Below are 23,353 nucleotides of genomic sequence, written 5' to 3'. Positions count from 1 at the left end.
TTTATACTTCCGGCTCGTCCCCGTCCTTGCCGATCATCTTGTCCAGCGCCTCCGTAACCGACGTAGCCACAATCAGTAAGTCGCGGTTTTCAGCCTTCAGAAAGCCATCCTCAACCATACGATCCAGCTGCTGAAGCATCAGATCGTAGTAACCGTTGACGTTAATTACGGCCACCGGCCCGTCGTAAAGTTTCAGCTGACGCCACGCCAGAATTTCGAACAATTCATCGAGGGTACCATATCCGCCGGGCAAGGCGATTACCCCGCGGGCCAGCTGCACCATTTTAAACTTCCGCTCGTGCATGGTCTCCACAAAATGCAGTTCGGTCAGCGTCTGGTGCGCTACTTCCAGCTCGGCCAGGAAATTCGGGATCACGCCCGTTACCTCACCGCCGCTCAGGATAACGGTATCGGCAACGGTACCCATCAGGCCGAAACCGCCCCCGCCATAAATCAGCCGGATGGTCCGGGCGGCCAGCTCACGGCCCAGTTCAGCCGCTACTTCTTTGTATATCGGATTAGTACCGGGGCTCGACCCGCAGTAAACAACAATGCTTTGCATGGTTCAGGTAGTGTTGTGATTGTTCTAAATCAATGTATTCAGATCGAGGTCGCCGAAGGTACCCGACGACATCAGCAGCAGCACATCAGTCTGCGGCAACTGCTGCAACAACCAGGCCTGCAGATCCGCCGTTTCGGTAAACACCTGCAGATCGGTGCGCCCGAACGCAGCCTTTACATCGTCCGGGGTAATCGGCTCCAGCCGCTTGATGGCCAGCGTATGGGCATTGTAATATACTACCGCCAGATCAGCTGCATCCAGCCGGCCTTTATACTGGCTGAGGAAATTTTTGTTCAGACTGCTGAACGTATGCAACTCCACACAGGCCAGGATTTTTTTATCCGGAAACTGCTCACGAACCGCCTCCGTAGTTGCCTCCACCTTTGACGGCGCGTGGGCAAAATCGCGGAAAACCGTTTTATGGCTTTGTGTTGCCACACGCTCCAGCCGGCGGGCTGCTCCCTTAAATGACTGAATGGCTTCGTAGAACATGTCTTCGGTAATGCCCAGCCGGTCGCAGATGGTCATGGCACCCGACAGGTTCTTCATGTTGTGTTCGCCGAAAATCAGCAGCGGTACCCGCGTATTCTGTTTGGTAATCAGGAAGGTCTGACCGTCCTTTACCTCATACGGATGCGCCTTATACGGCAGCCGGTGTACGTCTTCCCGCTCTTTCTGGCAAATGACGTCCAGCATATCGTCCGTCTGGTCAAATACCAGAATACCACCTTTCGGCATGGCATCAGCCAGCAGTTCAAACTGATCTACGTATACTTCATACGTCGGGTAGATATTGACATGGTCCCAAGCAATACCGCTGATAAGGGCGATGTGCGGCTGATAATGCAGGAATTTCGGGCGCGGATCCACCGGAGACGATGCATATTCGTCACCTTCGATAACAATGACCGGCGCGCGCTGCGTCAGCTTCACCATGTTGTCGAAACCCTCCAGCTGAGCCCCGACCAGATAGTCGAACTCCCGGTTGTGGTGTTTCAGCACATGCAGAATCATCGACGTAATTGTCGTTTTGCCGTGACTGCCGGCAATGACCACCCGCTGCTTGTTTTCGCTGTGGCGGTAAATATATTCCGGATACGAATAGGTCGCGATCCCCAGCTCCTGCGCACGGGCAAGCTCAGGGTTATCCTTGCGGGCGTGCATCCCCACAATGACAGCATCCAGCTGAGCCGTTATTTTCTCAGGGAACCAGCCATCGGCTTCCGGCAGGAGACCGTGCTGCGCCAGGCGGGTACGCGACGGCTCATAAATTTCATCATCAGATCCGGTAATGGTATGACCTTGTTGATGGAGCGCAATGGCCAGGTTGTGCATCGCACTGCCACCAATCGATATGAAGTGTATAGCCTGTGGCTTCATTCGTGTATATTAAGTATAAAAAACAGACTTGTGTAGTAAAAAACGCAGACAAAGTTAGAAGTTCTTATTTACTTATCTTTGTTGAAAACCTTTACCTTATGGATCAGCGCATTATTAACCTCTTCGATGAGTACACCCACAAGCCGCTCAAACGGGAAGACTTCCTGAAACGGCTGGCTAATCTGACCGGTGGTATGGCCGCAGCACTGGCTGTTCTGCCGATGCTTGAAATCAATTATGCCAAAGCCGAAACCATCCCGACCGACGACGACCGGATCAAAACCGAGCGCATCGAATACCCCGGCGACGGTACCACCATGAAAGGCTATGTAGCCCGCCCGACGGCCGCCGGCAAATACCCTGCGGTGGTTGTGATTCACGAAAACCGCGGCCTCAACCCGCACATCGAAGACGTCACCCGCCGGCTGGCCCTGTCCGGTTTTCTGGCTATGGCTCCCGATGCGCTGTCCGTTTTCGGCGGTACCCCAACCGACGAAGCACAGGTGCGCGAAAACTTCGGCAAACTTGATCCGGTCAAAAACCTGACTAATTTCAAAAATGCCGTGGCTTATCTCAAAGGACGGCCCGACAGCACCGGCAAAGTCGGCTGCGTTGGTTTTTGCTGGGGCGGCGCCATGGCCAATCAGCTGGCAGTCAACGTCCCTGACCTCAAAGCGGCCGTTGCTTTTTATGGCCGGCAACCCGAAGCGGCGCAGGTCCCGGCTATCAAAGCGGCCGTACAGCTCCATTACGGTGGCCTCGACGAGCGCATCAATGCCGGCATTCCGGCCTACGAAGAAGCCCTGAAACAGGCAAAAATACCGTATGAACTCTACGTATACGACGGCGTTAACCATGCCTTCCATAATGACACGGCCCCGACCCGTTACAATGAGGCAGCAGCCAAACTGGCCTGGGACCGTACGCTGACATTCTTCAGAAAATGGCTTGCCTGATGGCCGTCTGCCATTTAGGTGCTTTCTTTACGCCTGTTCTTGTAAAGCCTTTCTGATCACAGGTATAACGGCTCCGTCGCTTAACAAGCCAGATACGGAACCGTTATACCTGTCCTACTATGATACTTCTATGCGCGTACTCATTGTTGAAGATGAAAAAGATGTAGCCTCCTTTATTAAAAGTGGTCTGGAAGATTACGGTATTCAGGCGGATACGGCTCCGGACGCCCTGATCGGTCAGAAAATGATGGCCGAAACGGCTTACTCAACGGTTATTCTGGACGTAAACCTGCCGATGATGAACGGCTATGAATTCTGCCGCATCATCCGCAACCGGTATGATGATGTATCGGTGCTGATGCTGACCGCCCTCGACAGTACCGAACACAAACTGGCCGGATTTGACGTAGGCGCCGACGATTACCTGGTCAAACCATTTGAGTTCCGTGAACTGATGGCGCGGCTGCGGGCACTCAACCGGCGGCGGACGGCGATTCCTGCCGACTCGGTACTCCTGAAAATGGCCGACCTTGAGTTTAATCAGAAAAGCAAGGAAGTCCGGCGCAACAGCCAGAAAATCAGCCTGACCGCCCGCGAACTGGCCTTACTTGAGTTCTTCATGAAGAATACCGAAAAAGCCCTGACCCGCGCCGAAATTGCCGAAAATGTCTGGGACATTAATTTTGATACCGGCACCAATGTGGTCGATGTATACGTAAATTACCTGCGGAAAAAGATTGATAAAAACTTTACGCCGAAGCTGATTCATACGATTCCCGGTATCGGCTACATCATGAAAGAAGCCGAAGACTAACCCGCCCATGAACATCCGCGCCCGCCTCTCGATCAGTTTTCTGCTTGTTGTCGCTGCCAACCTGATTATTTTCTCGCTGGTTATTTACGTCACCTCGTCGTATTACCGGCGCAGCGATTTCTATAAGCGGCTGGCCGAAAAAGCGGTTGCCACCACGCGGCTGTTCGAACTGAGTAAAGTGAACGAGCCGCTCCTGCGCGTGATTGACAAGTATAACCTGACGGCACTCCCCGAAGAACAGATTACCGTTTATGATCACAACAACCGCGTGGTCTACGCCAGTGATGACCGCCCCGACGAGATCGACGAGAGTAAGGAGCTGCTCAACCAGATCCGGCGCGAAAAAGAAGTCTGGCTCCAGCACAACGACCGCCAGGTAATCGGGCTGTACTATACTTTTAACCGGCAGAAACTGGTGATTGTGGCCTCGGCCTATGACGAATTCGGCCTGGCCGAACTTTATCAGCTTCGGGCCATTATTATTGTCGGGTTATTTATCAGCCTGACGCTGGTGGGCCTGACCGGCTGGTTTTACGCCGGCCGGACCCTCCGCCCGATCACCGATGTGATCCAACAGGTCGATACCATTACCGCCTCTAAACTCAACAAGCGGGTTAAGGCCAGTTACGACGGCGACGAAATTGATCAGCTGGCCCATACCTTCAACCGGATGCTCGACCGGCTTCAGGCCGCCTTTGACCTGCAACGGAGTTTTGTGGCCAATGCCTCCCACGAGCTGCGGACACCGCTCACGGTCATTACCGGCCAGATCGAAACCACACTCATTAAACCCCGGACCGTCGAAGAACACGAAGCCAAGTGGCGGGCTGTACTGGAAACGATTCATCAGCTCAACAAACTGGCCAACGGGCTGCTGCAGCTGGCGCAGGTCAGCGTCGATAAAGCCGACAAGATCGACCGTGAAATTCCGGTTGATGAAGTGATTTACAGTGCAATGAAGCTGCTGACTACCCGCCACCCCGATTATCAGGTGACGTTTACCATCCAGACAGATACCGACGAACCGGATTTCCGCGTAACGGGCGACGAGTCGCTGCTGACCACTGCCTTTCTGAACCTGATGGAAAATGCCTGTAAGTTTTCCCCGAGCCAGAAAGTTGAGGTTATCCTCGGTGCCGACGACCGCTGGGTATTGATCCGGTTCAAAGATCGCGGGCTGGGTATTGACAAAACGGATTTACCACATATTTTTGAGCCGTTTTTCAGAGCGGAAAACATACGGCACATCAAAGGGCACGGCATTGGCCTGCCGCTTACCCTCCGCATCGCCCAGATGCACAACGGTCAGCTGGCCGTTTTTTCGGAAATAAACAAGGGTACCGTCATCACCTTTAAGCTCCCGAAACTTCTCTAATCGAATTCTAATCGGATTCTAACCGAACTCTCATGAGCTTCTAACTAACCTTTAACCGGGCCGGTAGTATGGCTGTGTAATTTTGCCAGTGGAAGATCGGACACGATAATACGTTATGAACAGCACGATAAGCAACGACTATAAGCCATCCGGCGCGCTGGTGAACTGGGTCTCTGTGTGGGGCTTGATTGCGGCTATCGTCGGCTTTAATCTCTATACCGAATACCGGCAGGATGTCAGTTCACGGCGGACGTACCGGGCACAGATCGAGGCGCAGAACCGTGCCATCGACTCGCTGCAGGCGGCCAAAGCGCATCTGAATCAACGGCTTATGGAAACTAAATCGGCCCTGAATCAATGTCAGACGTCGCGTACGAATCCGGGCACGGGCAATCAGTCAACTATGTTAAATACGGGTTATTAACTAAGCACGACCAGGCAAGAGAGCGCTTTACATCACCCTTAACAAGTTACTAATGAATCGGCTACAACAAACCAAAGGGCTTACGCGGGAATACCTTCAGGGTGACATCAGGGGCGGAGTCATTTCCTTTCTGGTGGCCGTACCGCTCTGTCTGGGCATCGCTCTGGCTTCCGGCGCTCCCCTTTTCTCAGGCATTCTCGCAGGCATTGTGGGAGGACTGGTTGTCGGTGCATTCAGCCGCTCATCGCTCAGTATTTCGGGGCCCGAAGCAGGGTTGATCGTGGTTGTATTGGGGGCGCTCGAAACACTGGGTTCATTTCCGGCGGTATTACTGGCAACGAGTCTGGCCGGTATTATGCAGATCGGTTTCGGATTTGCCCGCGTCGGTATTATCAGCAACTTTTTCCCCTCAACGGTGATTAAAGGCATGCTGGCCGGCATCGGTATCATCCTGATTATAAAGCAGATTCCTCATCTGGTTGGCTACGATGCCGATGCCGCCGAAGAATATATTCTGCTCCCGAATCAGGGCATCGATATTATCGATCAGTTTATGCTGGCGTTCGGTCAGTTCAACCTGGCAGCCATGCTCATTGCGGCCGTATCGCTGAGCTTGTTCTGGCTGTTTGACAAACCGGCCGTAAAGCAGCACCGGATTCTGAAAAGTGTACCGACGGCGTTGGTTGTGGTGATAACCGGCATCCTGATCAATGAGGTACTGAAAACGTTTTTTCCGGATATGGCCCTGCGTGGTAATCATCTGGTACAGTTACCGGTACCCGCCAGTTCAGCGGATTACCTGAAGCTGCTGACGTTTCCGGACTTTTCGCAGCTGACAAACCCGATGGTCTACGCCTCAGCCCTGTCGATTGCGCTGGTTGCCAGTCTGGAAGCCCTGCTGGCCATCGAAGCAACCGATAATCTGGACCCGCTGAAGCGCAAAACGCCGACCGATCATGAGCTGAAGGCCCAGGGAATCGGCAACATACTCAGCGGACTTATCGGCGGATTACCCCTGACCTCAGTCATTGTCCGCAGCACCGTCAGCTTAAACGCCGGTGCCCGTACCAAAATAGCCGCACTGATTCATGGTTCACTGCTGCTGGTGTGCGTGCTGGCCATTCCAACAACGCTGAACCTGATTCCGTGGGCGTCACTGGCCTCCATCCTGCTGATTACCGGTTACCGGCTGGCGAGCCTGACCATTTTCCGGCAGTTGTTTGACCAGGGCTTATCGAAATTTATGCCTTTTGTCACGACGGTTGCCGCGATTCTGCTGACCGACCTGCTGACAGGCATTGCCATCGGGATGGCCGTCGGGATTTTCTTTATCCTGCGCGACAATTACCGCAAAGGCCATCAGATTGATACGACACAAACAGACGGGAAACCGCATATCCGCATCCGGTTAGGCGAACACGTTTCCTTTTTAAATAAAGCCGGCATTGCCGATATGCTCCGCAGCGTACCCGACAATGCCATTGTAGAAATTGACAGTTCACGATCGACGTACATCGACAACGATGTGCTGGAGCTGATCCGGAATTTCAAGGCGACGGCGCAGGCGCGTAACATTCACCTGATTTTCTACAAAGCTCCGGCCAGCCGTTCAGCCATATCGTCGGCCTTCCCGTTTTCGAACGTAACCCATGAGCTGACTCAGAGAGTGTTTTAGGTAACGATTAATAGAGTGGTTAGAATAGCCAGTGGTATAGAGCCGCTGGCTATTTTTGTTTTCTGTCCATACCCACACTCAAATATAAACATTGATAATCAACCACTTAACTAACAAATAAACCCATAAACGACAGCATTTTTTCTATGATTTCTATGTGGTAATGTGGTAAATCAGTTTCGCGTTTTCACAAACTATTTTCCGGCGATCCCTGTATTAGAACAAAGCCCTTACGCGCTCTGCGTTATGTCTGCGAATACGTACCGTTATCAGCTGCCCAAAAAAGCGATTAAGTCGGACTGCCCGAACTGCGGCCCGAAGCACCGGCGTACGCTCAGCCGCTACATTGATACGACTACCGGCGAACCTCTTCCCGATGGCTACGGCCGCTGCGACCGCGAAAGCAACTGCGGCTATCACCTGAGTCCATACCATAAAGGTCCGTCGGGGAAATCGTATGCGCAGGAGATATGGGCCCGTAATTCGGTGGGACCTATCCCGAAAGAGTGGTTTACGATTGCGGGGCGTCAGAAGTACCGGGGCATTGGCCGGCAAACGATCCTGACCGACCTCATTCAGATGGAGGGTGCTACCCTCGAACAGGCCGAACGCGTAGTCGCCTATATTTTTGACCAGCCGGCCCGCGCACCGTTATCAGTAGTTCCGGCGGGTAAGCTGTGTACGATTCCCGATGAGGTGCTGCACCAATCGTTGGGCCATTACGAACGCAACCAGTTTGCGGTGCTCCTGCGGAATCATTTCGGCACCGACGTAGCCGACGACCTGCTGAAGCGGTTTAACATCGGTACGTCAGGCCGCTGGCCGGGGGCGTGTGTGTTCTGGTACATCGACGAACGGCAGCGGGTACGGGGCGGCCAGATCAAACTGTTCGACGAGACGTTTCATACGGTGAAATATATCTTCCGTGACGGCGAAAAACGAAGCGCGACCACCTGGGTCCATTCGGCCTATGCCCGCCGCTGCGACCAGCAGAACCTGCCTTATCCGGCGTGGCTGGCCGAGTATCTGGATGAGCAGAACGACGTTCAGAAATCGCCTTGCCTCTTCGGGTTACCTCAGTTGCAGGATGCGTCACCGGATAAGCCCGTTGCCATTGTGGAGGCACCTAAAACAGCCGTGGTCAGTACGCCTTATTTCCCGGATTTTATCTGGCTGGCGGTTGGTGCCCTTTCGTACCTCAACGCTGACCGGCTGGCACCGGTCCGTAACCGGCGCATCGAGCTGTTTCCCGACCTGTCCAGAGACGGCAGTGCGTTTGAGCGCTGGAACCGGGTAGCCAACGAGCTGATGGGCCTTGGTTTCCGCATTACGGTCTCGACCTATCTGGAAGAAAACGCCACCCAGCCCGAAAAGGACGCCGGCCTCGACCTCGCCGATTTCCTGCTCGATCAGGGGTTAGGGGCCTATTATGAAGGGGAGTTCTGGTAGGTCAGTCAGGCGTTTTTAAGAGATACCGTTGATCATAGGTAACGCCGGCACGGTCTAAAAAACGCTGATATTCGTCTGTAAATGACTGTTTCTGGTGGTGTTCTTCCTGACGCTCGATGTATTGAATGACAGCTGGCAGCTGGCTTTTACTGTACGAAAATGCGCCATACCCTTCCTGCCACGCAAACCGGCCGGCTGTTAACTGCTCCGTATTAATCCATTTTGATGAGCCCTGCTTTGTTTTTTGCATCAGTTCAGCAATACTTTGGTCCGGCCGCATGCCAACCAGCAGATGGATATGGTCGGGCATACCGTTGATAGCGATCATCGTATGGCCATGATGCTGAATAATGCCGGTTATGTAGGTATAGAGCCGGTATTTCCACGACGGATGGATGACCGCCGCCCGGAATTTCACGGCAAAAACAAATTGAATGTGCAGTTGGGTGTATGTATTAGCCATAGCAGGAAAGGTTATGCCTCTGAGACGTTCTCATGCTATGTTTGTAACATACCCCCTTTAGATAATCCCGTGATGTGTTGCGTACCTGACGGCACGCATGGATTCGGAACGATGGCCGGTTCACGCCGTTAATTTGCTACCTGCCACCTGCTACCGACGCTGCGCTGTTACGGCCCTACGGGCCTGTTTTTCCCGGCAATTCAAATTGCCGCAATCCCATGCGTTATCCAATGTCCCGTCAGGGACACAACAGCGCAGCGTCGGTAGCATGTCGGGGCAACACAACCCCACCCATCCATTGTCCCGTCAGGGACACAACAGCGCAGCGTCGGTAGCAGGTAGCACGTCGGGGCACCACCACCACCACCCATCCAATGTCCCGTCAGGGACACAACAGCGCAGCGTCGGTATCAACAGCGCCGGTAACAGTCTAAAACAAACAAAGACGCCAATGGCGTCTTTGTCATAAAAAACAATAAGAGCGGGAAATGGGTCTCGAACCCACGGCCTGCAGCTTGGGAAGCTGCCGCTCTACCGACTGAGCTACTCCCGCTGATGGAGATGGCAAATGTGCAATGCATCCCCCAAAAAGTCAAGTATTCGACCCTAAACGGGCACAATTTATCGGTTTTGCGGTGCTAAAACGCCAGTACGGTCTGTTCAATGATGTCGCAGGCTTCGTGCATCTGCGCTTCGGTGATCACCAGCGGGGGCGCAAACCGGATTTTATCGCCGTGTGTGGGTTTGCACAACAGGCCGTTGTCCATAAACCGCAGACAAAGTTCCCAGGCCGTTTCGTCGCCCGAATCGGGGCGCTCTTTAATATCAATGGCGTTCAGCAGGCCTTTACCGCGAACGGCCGTGATCAGGTCGGTACGCCCGCGGAGGGCCTCCATCCGCGACCGGAAAAGCTGCCCCATAGCCTCTGCGTTTTCAGCCAGCTGCTCGTCTTTCACCACATCCAGTGCGGCCATCGTCACGGCACAGGCCAGCGGATTACCGCCGTAGGTTGACCCGTGTTCACCCGGCTTGAGGGTCATCATCACCGCATCGTCGGCCAGCACCGCCGACACCGGCAACACCCCGCCCGACAACGCTTTGCCCAACACCAGCAAATCGGGTTTTACGCCTTCGTGGTCGCAGGCCAGCCGGCGGCCCGTCCGGCCGATACCGGTCTGTACCTCATCGGCAATAAACAGTACGTTGTAGCGCGTACACAGCTCACGCACACCACGCAGGTATCCTTCATCGGGTACAACGACACCGGCCTCTCCCTGAATCGGTTCGACCATAAACCCGGCGATGTTCGGGTCGGCGCGGAAGGTTTCTTCCAGCGCGGCCAGATCGTTATAAGGCACCAGTTTATAGCCCGGCAACAGCGGCCCGAAATCACGGGTACTGCTCGGGTCGGTCGATGACGAAATAGCCGCCAGCGTACGCCCCCAGAAATTTCCGGTTGCATAGACCGTCTTCGCCTGATTGTCGGGAACGCCTTTCACCAGATACGCCCATTTACGCGTCAGTTTCAGTGCTGTTTCACCGGCTTCGGCCCCCGAGTTCATCATCAGCACCTTATCGTAACCGAAATAATCACAAAGGTATTTCTCACAAAGCCCCAGCTTGTCGTTATAAAAGGCCCGGGAAGTCAGTGTCAGCTGCTGCGCCTGCTCAATCAGGGCCTGAATAATCCGCGGATGACAATGACCCTGACTAACGGCACTGTAAGCCGACAGAAAATCAAAATAGCGCTTTCCGGCTACGTCCCACACAAAAGCCCCCTCTCCTTTTGACAGGACCACAGGAATGGGGTGGTAATTATGGGCGCCGTAGGTATGTTCCAGCTCGATGGCCGTTTCGGCGGCCTTGTGTGCCGGCAGGGTAGTTTCCATGATCGGTCAGGTTGTATCAGGTGAGCAAAAAAAATCAGATCCGGATAACCAAATGGTTAAACGCTCGGTTGCAGTCAAAAATACGAGGATTTCCACCGCTCGCCAAAAACTATGCATCCAGGGCAGAAAAAGCGAAAAATACCGGGTTTAACCGACGAAGATTATTACCTCACAAAAGAAGGTTTTGTGGTCTTTACGGCTGTTTATCACCTCAAAAGGGGTTACTGCTGTAAGAACCAGTGCCGCCATTGTCCATATACTACTAAAAAAAACGGAACATAGGTTGCACGTTATCAAGTAATTTCCGAATTTTGCACCCTTAATTCGAAGGAAAGCTATAAGGTCATGGCCAGAGTTTGTCAAATTACAGGAAAACGGACGCAGACAGGGAACAACGTTTCTCACGCCAACAATAAAACGAAACGTAAATTTTACCCTAACCTCCAGAAGAAGAAATTCTTCGTAGAATCTACAGGTGAGTGGGTAGTGTTGAAAGTTTCGACGAAGGCGATCAAGACCATCAACAAGAACGGTCTGGAAGCTACCCTGCGCGATGCTCACAAAAAAGGCACACTTTCGTTATAAGATGACGAAGTTGCGTCCCCGCGTCAAGAAATCAACATAAAAAAGCCCCTTTCAGCGATGAAAGAGGCTTTTTTGATGTTGGTCAGATGAGTCGCTTCAGCGCAAACTGTGTAATGATCAGCTGGCCACGCCGCCTCACCACCAGCACCACTTCTTTTCCTTCTCCTTTTTGCAGCATTTTGTAAATGTCACTGATCGTCAGGTCAGCTGACGCCTGGCTGTTGATAAACATCAGTTCATCGCCTTCTGCCAACCCCGCCGAATCGGCCGGTGATCCTTCAATGACGCGGTCAACGTAATAGGTCCGGTATTGCTCACCTTTGGCCCGGAGCTCCATGCCGCTCATGTCGTGTTCAAAGCTTTCGCGGAGCAGCCTTTTGATAGGCTTCAGCACCACATACTGATCCTGATAGTTAAAGGTCACGTAGAACCGGCGCAGTAGTTCACAACCAATATTACCCTGCCGCTCACGGGAATTAATTTTCATTCCGAACGACATACTGTCGGGGAACGATGCCAGAATATCATCCATTTCGTAGCGCCCGAAACGGATTTTCTGAATCCGGCCAAGGCTGCCGTTAATCACACCGCTCAGGCCACGGCCAAGCTGGGCCCGCACTACTTTTTCGGGCAGCGCCACACCGGTCTGATTGCCATTGCGTGTGCGGTCGAGCAGCAAGGCATGACCCGCACCCGTATCCAGCACCACCCGCATGGGCATTTCCGCCTTGCCGTCGTAAACGGCTACTACATCCGTATAGGGCTTTGCATCCTGAATAACAATGGGGTATTTATCGCCCTGGCTTTTACGATACCGGTATTTTTTAGGGTTCATGAGTACAATTTCGCGGTGCAGAAAGTCAATCGACACCACAAAGTTGTTAAACAGCTCATACCCGAAAATCCCGTGAATCGGCGTACCAACGTATTCCGACAGCCGTAGCACATCCTCGTCCAGGACAACGACGTTGTGGTGCAGCGCCCGGACATGTCCGATGTTCATCTGGTTGTCGATGGCGACCGAAGCCGTCAGCGTACCGCCCTCACCGGCACCGGCAAGATTAACCTTTCGCGTAAGGGCCAGTTTCTGCCGCTTCAGTACGGACGGGTCTGTAATGATGGTAGAGCTCACACCCGTATCCAGAATGAACCGCAACGTGTCCGAGCCATTGATTTGAACAGGGATGATAATCAGGTTTGAGTGGAGCTGAAAGGGAATACGCGTCCACTGACGGTTGCCGGCCAGAAAAAAGCCGAAGCGGTCTTTATCCTGCTTTTCCTTATCCTTCCCAACAGCCGTAAGGCAGATTCCCATCAGTACGAGTATCCAACCTAGCGTTTTCATTGTATTTATATGTGAGTGAAAGGAAATTTACAAAATAATAACAATATAGTTACGAAAAAGGATTGGGCGGTCCATGCTTTTTTATGAGAACGGCATATTTTATCACTTCACGCTGAGCTTTTTACGGATAAAGTGGTTAATGGGTTGCGTGAAAACCGTTAATTTCGCCGGTGTAATCAAATACAAACGTTTACCCTTTGTTTTATTCTCATGCGTAAACTCATAGTTGCCGGCAACTGGAAAATGAATAAAACCCTCGACGAAGCGGTCGCGCTGGTGTCGGAGGTTGTCAATATGATTAACGACGAAGTGACGGGCAACGTCGAAGTAGTGCTCTGCCCGCCTTCGGTGTACCTGTCGGTGCTGAAGCAGTATATTCCTGCCGGTGGCCGGATCTCGTTAGGCGCTCAGAACTGCCACGAGAAGGCGTCGGGTGCGTATACCGGCGAAATCTCTGCGCCAATGCTCCAGTCGTTGTCGGTGCCTTACGTGATTCTGGGCCACAGCGAGCGACGCCAGTATTTCGGCGAGACAAACGAACAGCTGGCCGCCAAAGTAAACATTACCCTGGAAAACGGTCTGACGCCGATCTTCTGTTGCGGTGAGTCGCTGGACCTGCGCGAAAACGGCGATTACGTTGGTTTCGTAAAAGAGCAGCTGACCGAAAGCCTGTTCCACCTGAGCGCCGAACAGTTTGCCAATGTAGTGATTGCCTACGAACCAATCTGGGCCATCGGTACAGGTCTGACAGCCAGCTCGGCACAGGCACAGGACATGCACCTGGCGCTGCGTCAGCACATTGCCGGTCAGTACGGCGAAGACGTAGCCCAGAACACAACCATTCTGTACGGTGGCAGCGCCAACGCTGCTAATGCCGCAGAACTGTTCGCGCAGCCGGACGTTGACGGTGGCCTCATCGGTGGTGCCTCCCTCAAATCCCGCGATTTTACAACGGTTGTGAAAGCAAGACAATAATAGTTGCGAATGAGTGATTGAGCGATTGAGTGAGCTGACGCTTGCGTTCCACTCAATCGCTCAATCACTCATTCACCATTACACTATGACCGCACACGACTGGGTATCAGCGTATAACATGCAGGCTCATCCGGAGGGTGGGTACTATGCAGAGACGTATCGGGCGGGAGAGGTAATTCCGCAGGCGGCGCTGCCCGACCGGTTTAGTGGCGACCGCAGTTTCAGCACGGCGATTTATTTTCTCCTCGAAACGCACCACGTGTCGGCGTTTCACCGCATTCAGGCCGACGAGGTCTGGCATTTCTACACGGGCAGGCCGCTGAACGTCTATGTCATTGCGGAAGACGGTACGCTGTCGGTGATCCGGCTGGGCAACGATCCGGCGCAGGGCGACGTGTTTCAGGCGGTTGTTCCGGCGGGGAGCTGGTTTGGCTCACGACCGGTTCCGGACTCATCCGCCGACGGACTGCCTCCCTATTCGCTGGTCGGCTGTACTGTAGCGCCCGGCTTCGACTTCGCCGACTTCGAACTTGCCGACCGCGATGCCCTCACCAGCCACTACCCGCAGCACGCGGCACTGATCGCGTCGATGAGCCATAATAGTGGTGATTGAGTGAATGAGTGATTGAGTGAAACAGAATGGCTTTGTGAGGGTTTATCTACCAAAAGTGGTGGTACTACCGCCAGGCGAGCCTGTTAAACAGGGCCGGCTGCCGGTCGTGCCACCACTTTTCTTTTATCTAAGCCGCATTAGCGAAGCAATACAGCCCCACTCAATCACTCATTCGCTCAATCACCAATTATTTAAATCTCACGCTGCCGTATTTCGACACAACTTTAACTTTAGTGCCGGAACCGGAGCCGACTTTGCCGGAATACTGCTTGATCAGCTTTGGCCCTTTGCTGTCGTCGTTGTTGGGTTGCGAGAAGAAATGGAAGTTCTGCCCTGTCGGGTACTGAAAACCGCCATAGCTTACTGTCACATCAAAATTACAATCGCTGGATTCGGTGATTGGCAGCGTAACCGTTGAGTAATTCGCCTGAATATCCAGGTTATCGACCGATTTCGGCAACTGATCGATGCGGAAGCCGCTGGCAAAGCTCAGCCGGATTTTTCCCGATTCGCGCACCGTTCCGACTTTCCCGCCTGAATAACCGATGTCAGCATCCAGTTTACCCACCTCGCCGATATTCATGCTCCCCGATTTATTCGACAGAATCAGCACATTGGCTTTGTCCACATCCAGACTCGAGTAGGCAATATCCAGCTTACCGGATTCAAGATTCTTGATTTCAGCTTTCCCGTACGCGATATCAATCGTATTCTGACGGCTTTGCAGGTCGTTGGCATAAAAGCTGCCGTACCGGCTATGTACCGTAAGCGGGGCACTGAATGCAGGGATATTGGTTGTGCCGAACTGGTTACGGACATTCAGCGGATTCCGGCGCGGCATCGAAATATCATAATCTATCTTAACGTTGTTTTTCTCGTTATTACTTACCCACATCCACGTCGATGTCGCTGGACGCCGTATCTGCGTTTTCAAGATAATCTGATCGCCTACACGCCGCTCGTCAATCTCGACCAGTGAGAGGTTTTCCTGCACTTTGTCGTCGCTGCCGGCATTGGCTGTTATGGTAATCTGTACCCTGATTTCATCTTTATCCCAAATCGCCACATTGACCTTACCATACTGATTATCAATAACAAGATTGTCCTTTGGGGTCACATCATACATTTTGATGATGGTCTTTCGCTTTTCCACGGCGCCACCTTCGGGTCCAGAGTGGATGCTACCACACAGTGTAGCTACTGCAGGCACCTCCCCCCTGTTCGCGGCTCCGAGAGCAGCCACTCGGGGAGCATCCACTCCCGGAGCAGCTAACAGGGTCATCGGAAGCAGGGCCAGGAAAAATATGTTAAATAAGATGTTCATCTGTGTTCTGGCTTTGTTGTTTAATGCGCTGAATCACGCGTAACTGTTCATTAAGCAGATCAATCTGCAGCTGCAGGTTCTGAATCATGGCCTGCACGAGTACTTCCTGGTTCGGATTTTCGGGCAGGTCAGCTTTCAGCGTCTGGTAATTCCGCTCCAGCCGGTCAAGGTCTTTCGCGAAGGTTTTGTAAAGCTCCGGGTTACTGGCCGTCATTTGTTTCAGTTCTTCCCGTTTCAGGTCGACCAACCGGGTATACTGCACAAACTCTCTGGCATACGACGGATTCACTGCCACCACTTCCGGCTGTTCAGTTACACCGTACCGGTGGTTGGCATAGAAGAAGGCACCTGCCAGCAGCAGCACGGCCACCGAAGCAGCCACCCGCCAGTCAAGACCCCGCCAGATCGTAAACCGGGAACCGAACGGTTTTTCTTTACCGGGGCGCGGCATGGGGACTTCCTGTACGTCAGGGCCACTGAAAGGGCCGGCCGTTGTATCAGTAGCCAGGCCCGTCTCGATACGTGCCCACAAATCAAACGACGGCTCAAGGGCGTCGAAATCCTCGCGGTTGTCACGAACAAATCGTTCAAGGTTCTTTTTCATAATTCAATTTGCAAATGAGCGGATTAGTGATCCATTTTCGCTAATTCACTCAATTATTGATTCACAATTATTTCATTAGTTCCAGCAACCGTTTCTTGGCCCGCAGGTACTGCGTCCGCGAAGTAGTCTCGCTGATATTCAGAATATTACCTATCTCTTCATGGTCGTATCCCTCAAAGAGATAGAGCGATAAGACAATCCGGTACCCCTCCGAAAGCCGTTCCATCGACTTCCGGATTCGCTCGACTTCGTATTGAACTCCGTCTTCGTCAAATGGTTCGTCATCCGCAATATCCGGCCCTTCGTCGTCGCCTAAGCGGCTTGAGTCCAGATCGACTAACGTTAACCGGCGACTGCGGAGGTGATTAATCGCACGGTTGACAACGATCTGTTTCAGCCAGGCCCCGAAGGTGCTTTGCCCGCGAAACGAATGAATATGGTTGAAGGCATCGATGAATGCTTCCTGCAACACATCTTCCGCTTCGGCGTCATGATTCAGTATCCGGACACAGACGTTGTACATAGCCTTGGCATATTGACGATACAACTCATACTGCGCCTTCCGCTCGCCCAGTTTGCAGCGTTCAACTAACTCTGTATTACGGTCTATGTACACTTTAGTCTCCAAAAGATACGTATCTGACAAACGCTGCCGGTTTGAGTGAATTACAAACTAAAGACACCACCGGTTTGCAAACGTTGCAAGGCAAGCTAAAAATTTTCAGCAACATCCTGCAATATAGTTAGTAACGCCCCGCTACATAGCATTTCTTCATGTATGGATTCTCAGGCCGGGTGCAAATTTTTCCGTAATTTTGATTGTTATCCATTCGGGGAGCAACGTATTAATGATTGACTACATATCTGGTTTGAACGAACCGCAGCGGCAGGCCGTCATGCACGGCAATGGCCCGCTGATGATTATAGCCGGCGCCGGTTCGGGTAAAACCCGCGTCCTGACCTATCGAATTGCCTATCTGATCGAACAAGGCGTAGACCCGTTCCGGATTCTGGCCCTGACCTTTACCAATAAGGCGGCCGGTGAAATGCGGCACCGGATTGAGCGGGTTGTCGGTACGGATGCACGCAATATCTGGATGGGTACCTTTCACTCGGTATTTGCCAAAATCCTGCGGATCGAAGCCCGCGCGATCGGCTATACCAGTAACTTTTCGATTTACGATACCGACGACTCGAAGTCGCTGCTGCGGAGCATCGTCAAGGAAATGGGCCTCGATGATAAAACGTACCGCATCAACAGCGTCTTCAGCCGTATTTCGGGAGCCAAAAACCGGTTGATCGGACCGGAAGATTACCTGGCCAATACCGTTATCCTGGCCGATGACCTGGCCACACGCATGCCGGAAGTGGGCCGTATCTACAAAGAATACGCCCGCCGGTGCTTTGCCGCTAACGCAATGGACTTCGACGATCTGCTGTTTAACACGAACGTCCTGTTCCGCGATCACCTCGATATTCTGAACAAGTACCAGCATAAGTTTCAGCACGTACTGGTCGATGAGTTTCAGGATACCAACATTTCGCAGTACCTCATCACGCGTAAACTCGCAGCTGTCCACCAGAACATTTGCGTGGTCGGCGACGACGCGCAGAGTATCTATGCTTTCCGGGGTGCCGATATTGAGAACATTCTGAATTTCCAGCGCGACTATGGTAAGGAGAACGTGAAGATTGTGAAACTGGAGCAAAACTACCGGTCCACCAATAACATCGTTCAGGCTGCCAATTCCATCATCCGCCGGAATAAGAACCAGCTGGAGAAAAATGTCTTTACCGACAACGAAGAAGGGTCGCTGATTGACTTGATTAAGGCCGGATCGGATAACGAAGAAGGGCGTCTGATTGCCACCTCGATTTTCGAGGCTAAAATGCAGGATAACCTGACAAACAACGACTTCGCCATTCTATACCGGACGAATGCCCAGTCGCGGGCCTTTGAAGAGGCCCTGCGGAAGGTCAGCATCAAGTACCGGATCATCGGCGGTCTGTCGTTCTACCAGCGGAAAGAAATCAAAGACCTGATTGCTTACCTGCGGTTTACGGTAAACCAGCAGGATGAGGAGGCCTTCAAGCGGATTATCAACCTGCCCAAACGCGGCATCGGCGATACTACCATTGCTAAACTGTTTGTAGTGGCGGCCGAGCATAATGTCGGTATCTGGGAGGTCGTGGCCAACATCAGCAAATACGTGGCAGGCCGCGCCGGACTAGCCATTGAGGGCTTTGCCCATCTGATCAAAAGCTTTAAGCTGATGCTCGATAAAAAGGATGCCTATGACGTATCGGCCCACATTGCCAAGGCGTCGGGTATTCTGAAAGAGCTCTACGAAGATAAAACCGTGGAGGGGCTGGCCCGCTACGAAAACGTTCAGGAATTGCTGAACGCGATCAAGGAGTTTGTCGATAATCCGGAGAACGAAGACAAGAGCCTGAGTTCTTTCCTGCAAACGGTTTCGCTCCTGACCACTGCCGACGAGAAAGAAGAAGACGGCGACAATGACAAGGTCACGCTGATGACGATTCACGCGGCGAAAGGGCTTGAATTCAAGAACGTATACATTGTCGGGATGGAAGAAGATCTCTTCCCGAGTCAGATGATGCTCGAAAGCCGGGAAGATCTTGAGGAGGAACGCCGGTTGTTTTACGTGGCCATTACACGGGCCGAAAAACGGCTGACGCTCTCTTTTGCCGAATCCCGCTACAACTACGGCCGGTTAAAGGTCTGTGAGCCGAGTCGTTTCCTGATGGAAATTGACCCGCGTTTCCTGAAAATGGCCCGTATGCGTATGGAAGCAGCCCGGCCGGAGCGCAACAGCGACATCAATAATTTTGAGCGCAACTCCCGTGACCGGAACGAGATGCCGTCGGCCGGCTCAATGTCGTTCGTGAAAACACTGGCCCAGCGCACGGCCCAGCGGCAGGGGACACAACCTACGGGCAATCATACCCCGTCGGCTGATTTTGCCCCGAGCGACACCTCAGCGCTGACCGCCGGTATACGCGTTGAGCACATGAAGTTCGGCTTCGGCAAAGTAAAGTCGCTGGACATCAACGGTACCGAACGCAAGGCCGTTATTCAGTTTGAGACTGTCGGCGAAAAAACGCTGCTGCTTAGTTTTGCCAAGCTGCGTATTGTTGAGTAGAAATGAACAATGGGTACTGTAGAATGTACAATGGCAAAGCTGCTTCCTGCCGCAAAACCCGTTATTCATTTTACATTATCCATTTCACATTATTTCCCGTATGATCCGATTTTTTACCGAAGACATTACCTATAATCTGCCGAAAAAGCAGGCGACCCGGCAGTGGCTCAAACAGCAGGCGAAGCTGGAAGGCTATGACCTGGGCGAGCTCAACTATATTTTTTGCTCGGACGAGTACCTGCTCGACGTAAACCGCGAGCACCTCGACCACGATTATTATACCGACATCATTACGTTTGATAACTCGGAGGAAGAGGGTAAGATCGACGGCGATCTGTTTATCAGCATCGACCGCGTTACCGATAATGCCAGGCAACTGAATGTTCCGGCCGATACGGAAATCCGGCGGGTGCTGGCACATGGCTTGCTTCACCTGTGCGGGTACGGCGATAAATCAGAGGATGAAGCAACGCGCATGCGCCGGAAAGAAGAAGAGTGGCTAAGCGCGTTTCCAACAACCTGATTTCTATATGCGTTTGTTTGTACTCCTTGTTAGCCTGGGCCTGTCACTGACTGCCCGCGCCCAAAATGGTGTGGTCGTTTTCCAGACGGATTTCGGCCTTAAAGACGGTGCCGTAGCGGCCATGAAAGGCGTGGCGCTGGGTGTCTCCACCGATCTGAAACTCTACGACCTGACCCACGAAATTCCGGCCTACAACATCTGGGATGCTGCTTACCGGCTTTACCAGACCGCGTCGTATTATCCCAAAGGCACAGTATTCGTCTCCGTATGCGATCCGGGCGTTGGCACCAACCGGCGGTCGGTGGTGATGCTCTCTGAATCAGGGCACTATTTCGTTACGCCGGACAATGGTACGCTGACACTGGTGGCAGAGCAACTTGGTGTCCGCGAACTCCGCCAAATCGACGAAACCGTCAACCGGCTACCAGGCTCACAGGCCTCGTACACCTTCCACGGCCGTGATGTGTATGCTTATACCGCTGCACGGCTTGCCGCCAGGGCGATCACCTATGAGCAGGTCGGCCCGAAACTGGCCAATGAGGTAGTGCGGTTACCCTATCAGAAAGCCGAACTGAGCAAAGGAGTACTGAAAGGAAATATTCCGGCGCTGGATGTGCAGTATGGCAACATCTGGACCAACATTCCGAAAGAACTGGTTGATCAGTTACCGGCTAAAGCGGGTCAGAAGCTCAATGTGCAGATTTTTCAGGGCAGCCGGCTGGTATATAGTAAAGCCGTTAAACTGGTTAATACGTTCGGTGAATCCGCTGTTGGCAGCGATGTGGCTTATTTCAACAGTTTGCTCAATTTCTCCATCGCCATCAACATGGGCGATTTTGCCAAAAACTATAAAGTCACCAGCGGTGCCGACTGGCGGGTAACGGTAAAGCCGTAATTACCGCAGCGGCCCCAGTTTTGTCGGGGGAGTCTGGTAGGTCAGTATTACCTTCTTCCCCGATACCTTTTCCAGGACCGGTTTCAGAATCTGATCGGCGTTCTGTTTGGTCTGCTCCAGAATGCCGCTGTTCAGCGCCGACTGCTGAATCTGCTTCTCAGCCAGTTTAAAGGCATTATTCACCAGTGCTGACTCATCCATAAATCCGTATTCGGTATCGTAGACCCGCGACCGCTGGTGGTCGATTTTCCAGCCACACAGCTCGGGCTGCGGCAACCGGACTACGATGGTATCACCTTCGGGACTAATATCACCGGCAGTCAGACGCGTGAGGTCGATGCAGCCAACGGCTTCGCCTTCGACAATCAGTACGGCTTTTGCATTGGGCAGCAATGTCCGGATCTGGCTATGTTCCACAATGTCCTTGAACCGGTATTTCACCAGCTCCATCTTTCCCATCGCCGTAATTTCCTGCAACACAACGGTCTGGGTCGTTTCTTCCCGCTTAGCCAGCCAGCCGAATCCGCTCCAGCCCCGCAACTGCTCCCAGGCCGTTAATAAACCCAGTACAATCAGGACCAGCAACAACAGTCGGAATATAAATCGTAAGAAGCGCATACCTATCAGTTATCATCGTAGAGACGCAATACCTTGCGTCTCATGTTATCATATTACATAATCCTGTGTCTTATGTTACGTAAAAACGTAAAAAAACTAAAATAGTACCGCAGAAACGTGCGCAGCAGGAGACACAAGATATTGCAGCGCGACATGAATATAAAAAAGTCCCGGACCACAAAGCGACCCGGGACTTTCGTATGTATGTATCAATCATAGGTACTAATGCTTTTCGGCAGTTTCCGGAACCTGTTCCAGATTGAACAGATCGTTCAGTACGTCGATGAGGGTTTCGGCTTCACCGCGTTTGCAGGCCGCCTTCAGTTGTAACACCGGCAGCTTGATGATTTTCTGCATCATACCACGGGTAATTTTATCAATTTTTTCAGATTCTTCCGGCGACATGTTTTTCATATAACGTGCCATTTCTTCCTTCCGGATCTGCTCAAGGGCATTTTTAAGCTTGTTGATCGTCGGTGATACCATCATCTCCTTCGACCAGTCATTGAATTCAACAATCGAGTGAGCGATGATTGATTCGACCTGCGGAATAGAAGCCAGCCGGCGGTTCAGCGCCTCATCGGCACGACCGCGGATGTGGTCAATATTGTAAACCAGCACGCCAGGAATCTGCTCCAGGGCCACATCAACACTGCGCGGTACCGATAAGTCAAGGAAGTATTTAAACGTCAGAACGCTGACCTGCTTCATCAACTCCAGGTTAAAGAGCGGTTCCTCACGCGCGACCGACGAAATAATGACATCGGCACGGCGGATTTCGGCAACCAGCTGACTGAAGTCTGCCACACGGAAATCATACTGTGAAGCCAGCACTTCTGCTTTTGACGCTGTCCGGTTGCAGAGGGTGATGTTTTTCAGGCCACGGTCAGCCAGATTTTTGCAGACATCCGTCCCGATTTCACCAAGGCCAACGACCAGCACGTTCGGCTGCGCATGTTCGCCAACCAGTTCTTCGATTAGTTCAACGGCCGCGTAGGAAGCAGAAGCCGCCCCGTCGCGGAACGATGTTTCCTGCGCTACCCGCTTGTTGGTGAAGAAAATCGTGTGCATCAGGCGGTGCAGAAACGGACCGGCCATGCCCAGATCAGCCGACCACTGATAGGCCTGCTTTACCTGATTTGGTATCTGCATATCGCCGATTACCTGCGAATGCAGACCGACACAGACCTCAAACAGGTGCAGTACGGCATCCGCATAATCAGGATACAGCTGGAAATAAGGTAAATAATTTTCGGTATCGGTAATTCCTTTTTCGATCAGCAGCAGACGAACGATCTCTTCGTTTACGTCCGGTGTTACGCGCTCTTGCCCGAACGAGTAATATACTTCGGTACGGTTACAGGTCGAAACAACTAACAATTCCGTGATGCCGAAAAAGTCCCGCAAACGCAGCATAAACCGCTTTGCATCCTCTTCGTTAAGTGCAATTAGTTCCCTGACAGCCAGCGGGGCTGTTTTATAGGATAAACTAACCGATTTAAAATTGTCAAGCATAACCTAAATTCACTTCAGTATACAAAATTACGCTACAGTTACCGGACAAGAAACAAGTAATTCACTGAAGAGCTTATTTAGAATTAGTACAAACAATTGACTGTAATTTCTTTTATCTGTCCTATTTCAGGAACACATGCCCCTGTTCGCTCGTTCAGTTTTGGTGATATTTTAATCACCTTTTTAGTTTACCCTGGTAAAGCAA

At 52.3% G+C, this 23,353-nt stretch carries 23 protein-coding genes and 1 tRNA gene; 13 read left to right on the top strand and 11 right to left on the bottom strand.

Annotation, left to right across the window (positions count from 1 at the left end; translation table 11 throughout):
• Nucleotide 1 precedes the first annotated feature (1 nt).
• Both AC23NW_RS24450 and AC23NW_RS24445 read right to left on the bottom strand, forming a co-directional pair.
• Complete coding sequence (locus tag AC23NW_RS24450) at nucleotides 2–562, bottom strand: LOG family protein (protein WP_487452750.1); 561 nt, start codon at nucleotides 560–562, stop codon at nucleotides 2–4.
• Between the two features lie 24 nt (nucleotides 563–586).
• Nucleotides 587–1,942, bottom strand: a complete 1,356-nt coding sequence (locus AC23NW_RS24445) for a UDP-N-acetylmuramate--L-alanine ligase (protein WP_487452749.1) — start codon at nucleotides 1,940–1,942, stop codon at nucleotides 587–589.
• A 98-nt stretch (nucleotides 1,943–2,040) separates the two neighbouring features.
• Here AC23NW_RS24445 and AC23NW_RS24440 point away from each other — a divergent pair, with 98 nt between their 5' ends.
• The 6 genes from AC23NW_RS24440 (at nucleotide 2,041) to AC23NW_RS24415 (ending at nucleotide 8,635) form a co-directional block, all read left to right on the top strand.
• Nucleotides 2,041–2,898 (top strand): dienelactone hydrolase family protein, encoded by an 858-nt coding sequence (locus tag AC23NW_RS24440; protein ID WP_487452747.1) that lies wholly within the window; start codon nucleotides 2,041–2,043, stop codon nucleotides 2,896–2,898.
• 130 nt (nucleotides 2,899–3,028) lie between these two features.
• On the top strand, nucleotides 3,029–3,712 hold the full coding sequence (locus AC23NW_RS24435; RefSeq protein ID WP_293835511.1) for a response regulator transcription factor: 684 nt from the start codon (nucleotides 3,029–3,031) through the stop codon (nucleotides 3,710–3,712).
• A gap of 7 nt (nucleotides 3,713–3,719) precedes the next feature.
• Nucleotides 3,720–5,087, top strand: coding sequence for a sensor histidine kinase (locus AC23NW_RS24430; protein WP_293835514.1), 1,368 nt, complete (start codon nucleotides 3,720–3,722; stop codon nucleotides 5,085–5,087).
• A 115-nt stretch (nucleotides 5,088–5,202) separates the two neighbouring features.
• Nucleotides 5,203–5,511, top strand: a complete 309-nt coding sequence (locus AC23NW_RS24425; protein ID WP_293835517.1) for a hypothetical protein — start codon at nucleotides 5,203–5,205, stop codon at nucleotides 5,509–5,511.
• A 52-nt stretch (nucleotides 5,512–5,563) separates the two neighbouring features.
• Nucleotides 5,564–7,186, top strand: a complete 1,623-nt coding sequence (locus AC23NW_RS24420; RefSeq protein WP_487452744.1) for a SulP family inorganic anion transporter — start codon at nucleotides 5,564–5,566, stop codon at nucleotides 7,184–7,186.
• 246 nt (nucleotides 7,187–7,432) lie between these two features.
• Nucleotides 7,433–8,635, top strand: coding sequence for a DUF6371 domain-containing protein (locus AC23NW_RS24415; protein WP_487452742.1), 1,203 nt, complete (start codon nucleotides 7,433–7,435; stop codon nucleotides 8,633–8,635).
• Nucleotide 8,636: 1 nt separating this feature from the next.
• On the opposite strand, the gene tnpA is transcribed toward AC23NW_RS24415, so the two are convergent.
• The 3 genes from tnpA to rocD form a co-directional block, all read right to left on the bottom strand.
• Entirely contained in the window at nucleotides 8,637–9,098 is a 462-nt protein-coding gene (tnpA, locus tag AC23NW_RS24410; RefSeq protein WP_487452741.1) for an IS200/IS605 family transposase, read from the bottom strand.
• A gap of 480 nt (nucleotides 9,099–9,578) precedes the next feature.
• Nucleotides 9,579–9,651 (bottom strand) — tRNA-Gly (locus tag AC23NW_RS24405).
• Between the two features lie 85 nt (nucleotides 9,652–9,736).
• The gene (gene rocD / locus AC23NW_RS24400) at nucleotides 9,737–10,987 is read right to left on the bottom strand and encodes an ornithine--oxo-acid transaminase (RefSeq protein ID WP_487452739.1); all 1,251 of its coding nucleotides are present in this window, start codon (nucleotides 10,985–10,987) and stop codon (nucleotides 9,737–9,739) included.
• Between the two features lie 111 nt (nucleotides 10,988–11,098).
• Between rocD and AC23NW_RS24395 the strand changes: the two genes are divergently transcribed.
• Together AC23NW_RS24395 and rpmB are read left to right on the top strand one after the other, a co-directional pair.
• Nucleotides 11,099–11,269, top strand: coding sequence for a C1orf53 family protein (locus AC23NW_RS24395; RefSeq protein WP_487452738.1), 171 nt, complete (start codon nucleotides 11,099–11,101; stop codon nucleotides 11,267–11,269).
• Nucleotides 11,270–11,332: 63 nt separating this feature from the next.
• Entirely contained in the window at nucleotides 11,333–11,572 is a 240-nt protein-coding gene (gene rpmB, locus AC23NW_RS24390) for a 50S ribosomal protein L28 (protein ID WP_071505217.1), read from the top strand.
• Between the two features lie 82 nt (nucleotides 11,573–11,654).
• On the opposite strand, the gene AC23NW_RS24385 is transcribed toward rpmB, so the two are convergent.
• The gene (locus AC23NW_RS24385; protein ID WP_487452737.1) at nucleotides 11,655–12,917 is read right to left on the bottom strand and encodes a retropepsin-like aspartic protease; all 1,263 of its coding nucleotides are present in this window, start codon (nucleotides 12,915–12,917) and stop codon (nucleotides 11,655–11,657) included.
• 210 nt (nucleotides 12,918–13,127) lie between these two features.
• Between AC23NW_RS24385 and tpiA the strand changes: the two genes are divergently transcribed.
• Both tpiA and AC23NW_RS24375 read left to right on the top strand, forming a co-directional pair.
• Entirely contained in the window at nucleotides 13,128–13,892 is a 765-nt protein-coding gene (tpiA, locus tag AC23NW_RS24380) for a triose-phosphate isomerase (RefSeq protein ID WP_487452735.1), read from the top strand.
• 85 nt (nucleotides 13,893–13,977) lie between these two features.
• Nucleotides 13,978–14,505: a cupin domain-containing protein gene (locus AC23NW_RS24375; protein ID WP_487452733.1), complete on the top strand. Its 528-nt coding sequence runs from the start codon at nucleotides 13,978–13,980 to the stop codon at nucleotides 14,503–14,505.
• A gap of 187 nt (nucleotides 14,506–14,692) precedes the next feature.
• On the opposite strand, the gene AC23NW_RS24370 is transcribed toward AC23NW_RS24375, so the two are convergent.
• From AC23NW_RS24370 to AC23NW_RS24360, 3 genes are all read right to left on the bottom strand, one after another.
• Nucleotides 14,693–15,829 carry a hypothetical protein gene (locus tag AC23NW_RS24370; protein WP_487452732.1) on the bottom strand — a complete coding sequence of 379 codons (1,137 nt, stop codon included), beginning with the start codon at nucleotides 15,827–15,829 and terminating at the stop codon, nucleotides 14,693–14,695.
• Complete coding sequence (locus tag AC23NW_RS24365) at nucleotides 15,813–16,436, bottom strand: hypothetical protein (RefSeq protein ID WP_487452769.1); 624 nt, start codon at nucleotides 16,434–16,436, stop codon at nucleotides 15,813–15,815. The genes AC23NW_RS24370 and AC23NW_RS24365 overlap by 17 nt, the downstream gene beginning before the upstream one ends.
• Before the next feature lie 64 nt (nucleotides 16,437–16,500).
• Complete coding sequence (locus AC23NW_RS24360; RefSeq protein ID WP_293835551.1) at nucleotides 16,501–17,061, bottom strand: RNA polymerase sigma factor; 561 nt, start codon at nucleotides 17,059–17,061, stop codon at nucleotides 16,501–16,503.
• Between the two features lie 220 nt (nucleotides 17,062–17,281).
• On the opposite strand from AC23NW_RS24360, the gene AC23NW_RS24355 reads away from it, so the two are divergent.
• The 3 genes from AC23NW_RS24355 (at nucleotide 17,282) to AC23NW_RS24345 (ending at nucleotide 21,015) form a co-directional block, all read left to right on the top strand.
• Nucleotides 17,282–19,597 carry an ATP-dependent helicase gene (locus AC23NW_RS24355; protein WP_487452731.1) on the top strand — a complete coding sequence of 772 codons (2,316 nt, stop codon included), beginning with the start codon at nucleotides 17,282–17,284 and terminating at the stop codon, nucleotides 19,595–19,597.
• Between the two features lie 100 nt (nucleotides 19,598–19,697).
• On the top strand, nucleotides 19,698–20,120 hold the full coding sequence (gene ybeY, locus AC23NW_RS24350) for an rRNA maturation RNase YbeY (RefSeq protein WP_487452729.1): 423 nt from the start codon (nucleotides 19,698–19,700) through the stop codon (nucleotides 20,118–20,120).
• A 7-nt stretch (nucleotides 20,121–20,127) separates the two neighbouring features.
• Nucleotides 20,128–21,015 carry an SAM hydrolase/SAM-dependent halogenase family protein gene (locus tag AC23NW_RS24345; RefSeq protein WP_487452728.1) on the top strand — a complete coding sequence of 296 codons (888 nt, stop codon included), beginning with the start codon at nucleotides 20,128–20,130 and terminating at the stop codon, nucleotides 21,013–21,015.
• Here the strand turns inward: AC23NW_RS24345 and AC23NW_RS24340 are convergent, their stop codons facing one another.
• Both AC23NW_RS24340 and hemA read right to left on the bottom strand, forming a co-directional pair.
• On the bottom strand, nucleotides 21,016–21,633 hold the full coding sequence (locus AC23NW_RS24340) for a DUF4230 domain-containing protein (RefSeq protein ID WP_293835558.1): 618 nt from the start codon (nucleotides 21,631–21,633) through the stop codon (nucleotides 21,016–21,018).
• Nucleotides 21,634–21,855: 222 nt separating this feature from the next.
• Complete coding sequence (gene hemA, locus AC23NW_RS24335) at nucleotides 21,856–23,148, bottom strand: glutamyl-tRNA reductase (RefSeq protein ID WP_293835559.1); 1,293 nt, start codon at nucleotides 23,146–23,148, stop codon at nucleotides 21,856–21,858.
• Between the last annotated feature and the right edge of the window lie 205 nt (nucleotides 23,149–23,353).

This window comes from Arsenicibacter sp. R0_47, assembly GCF_057652235.1.
This window is presented reverse-complemented; position numbering and strand designations above follow the sequence as displayed.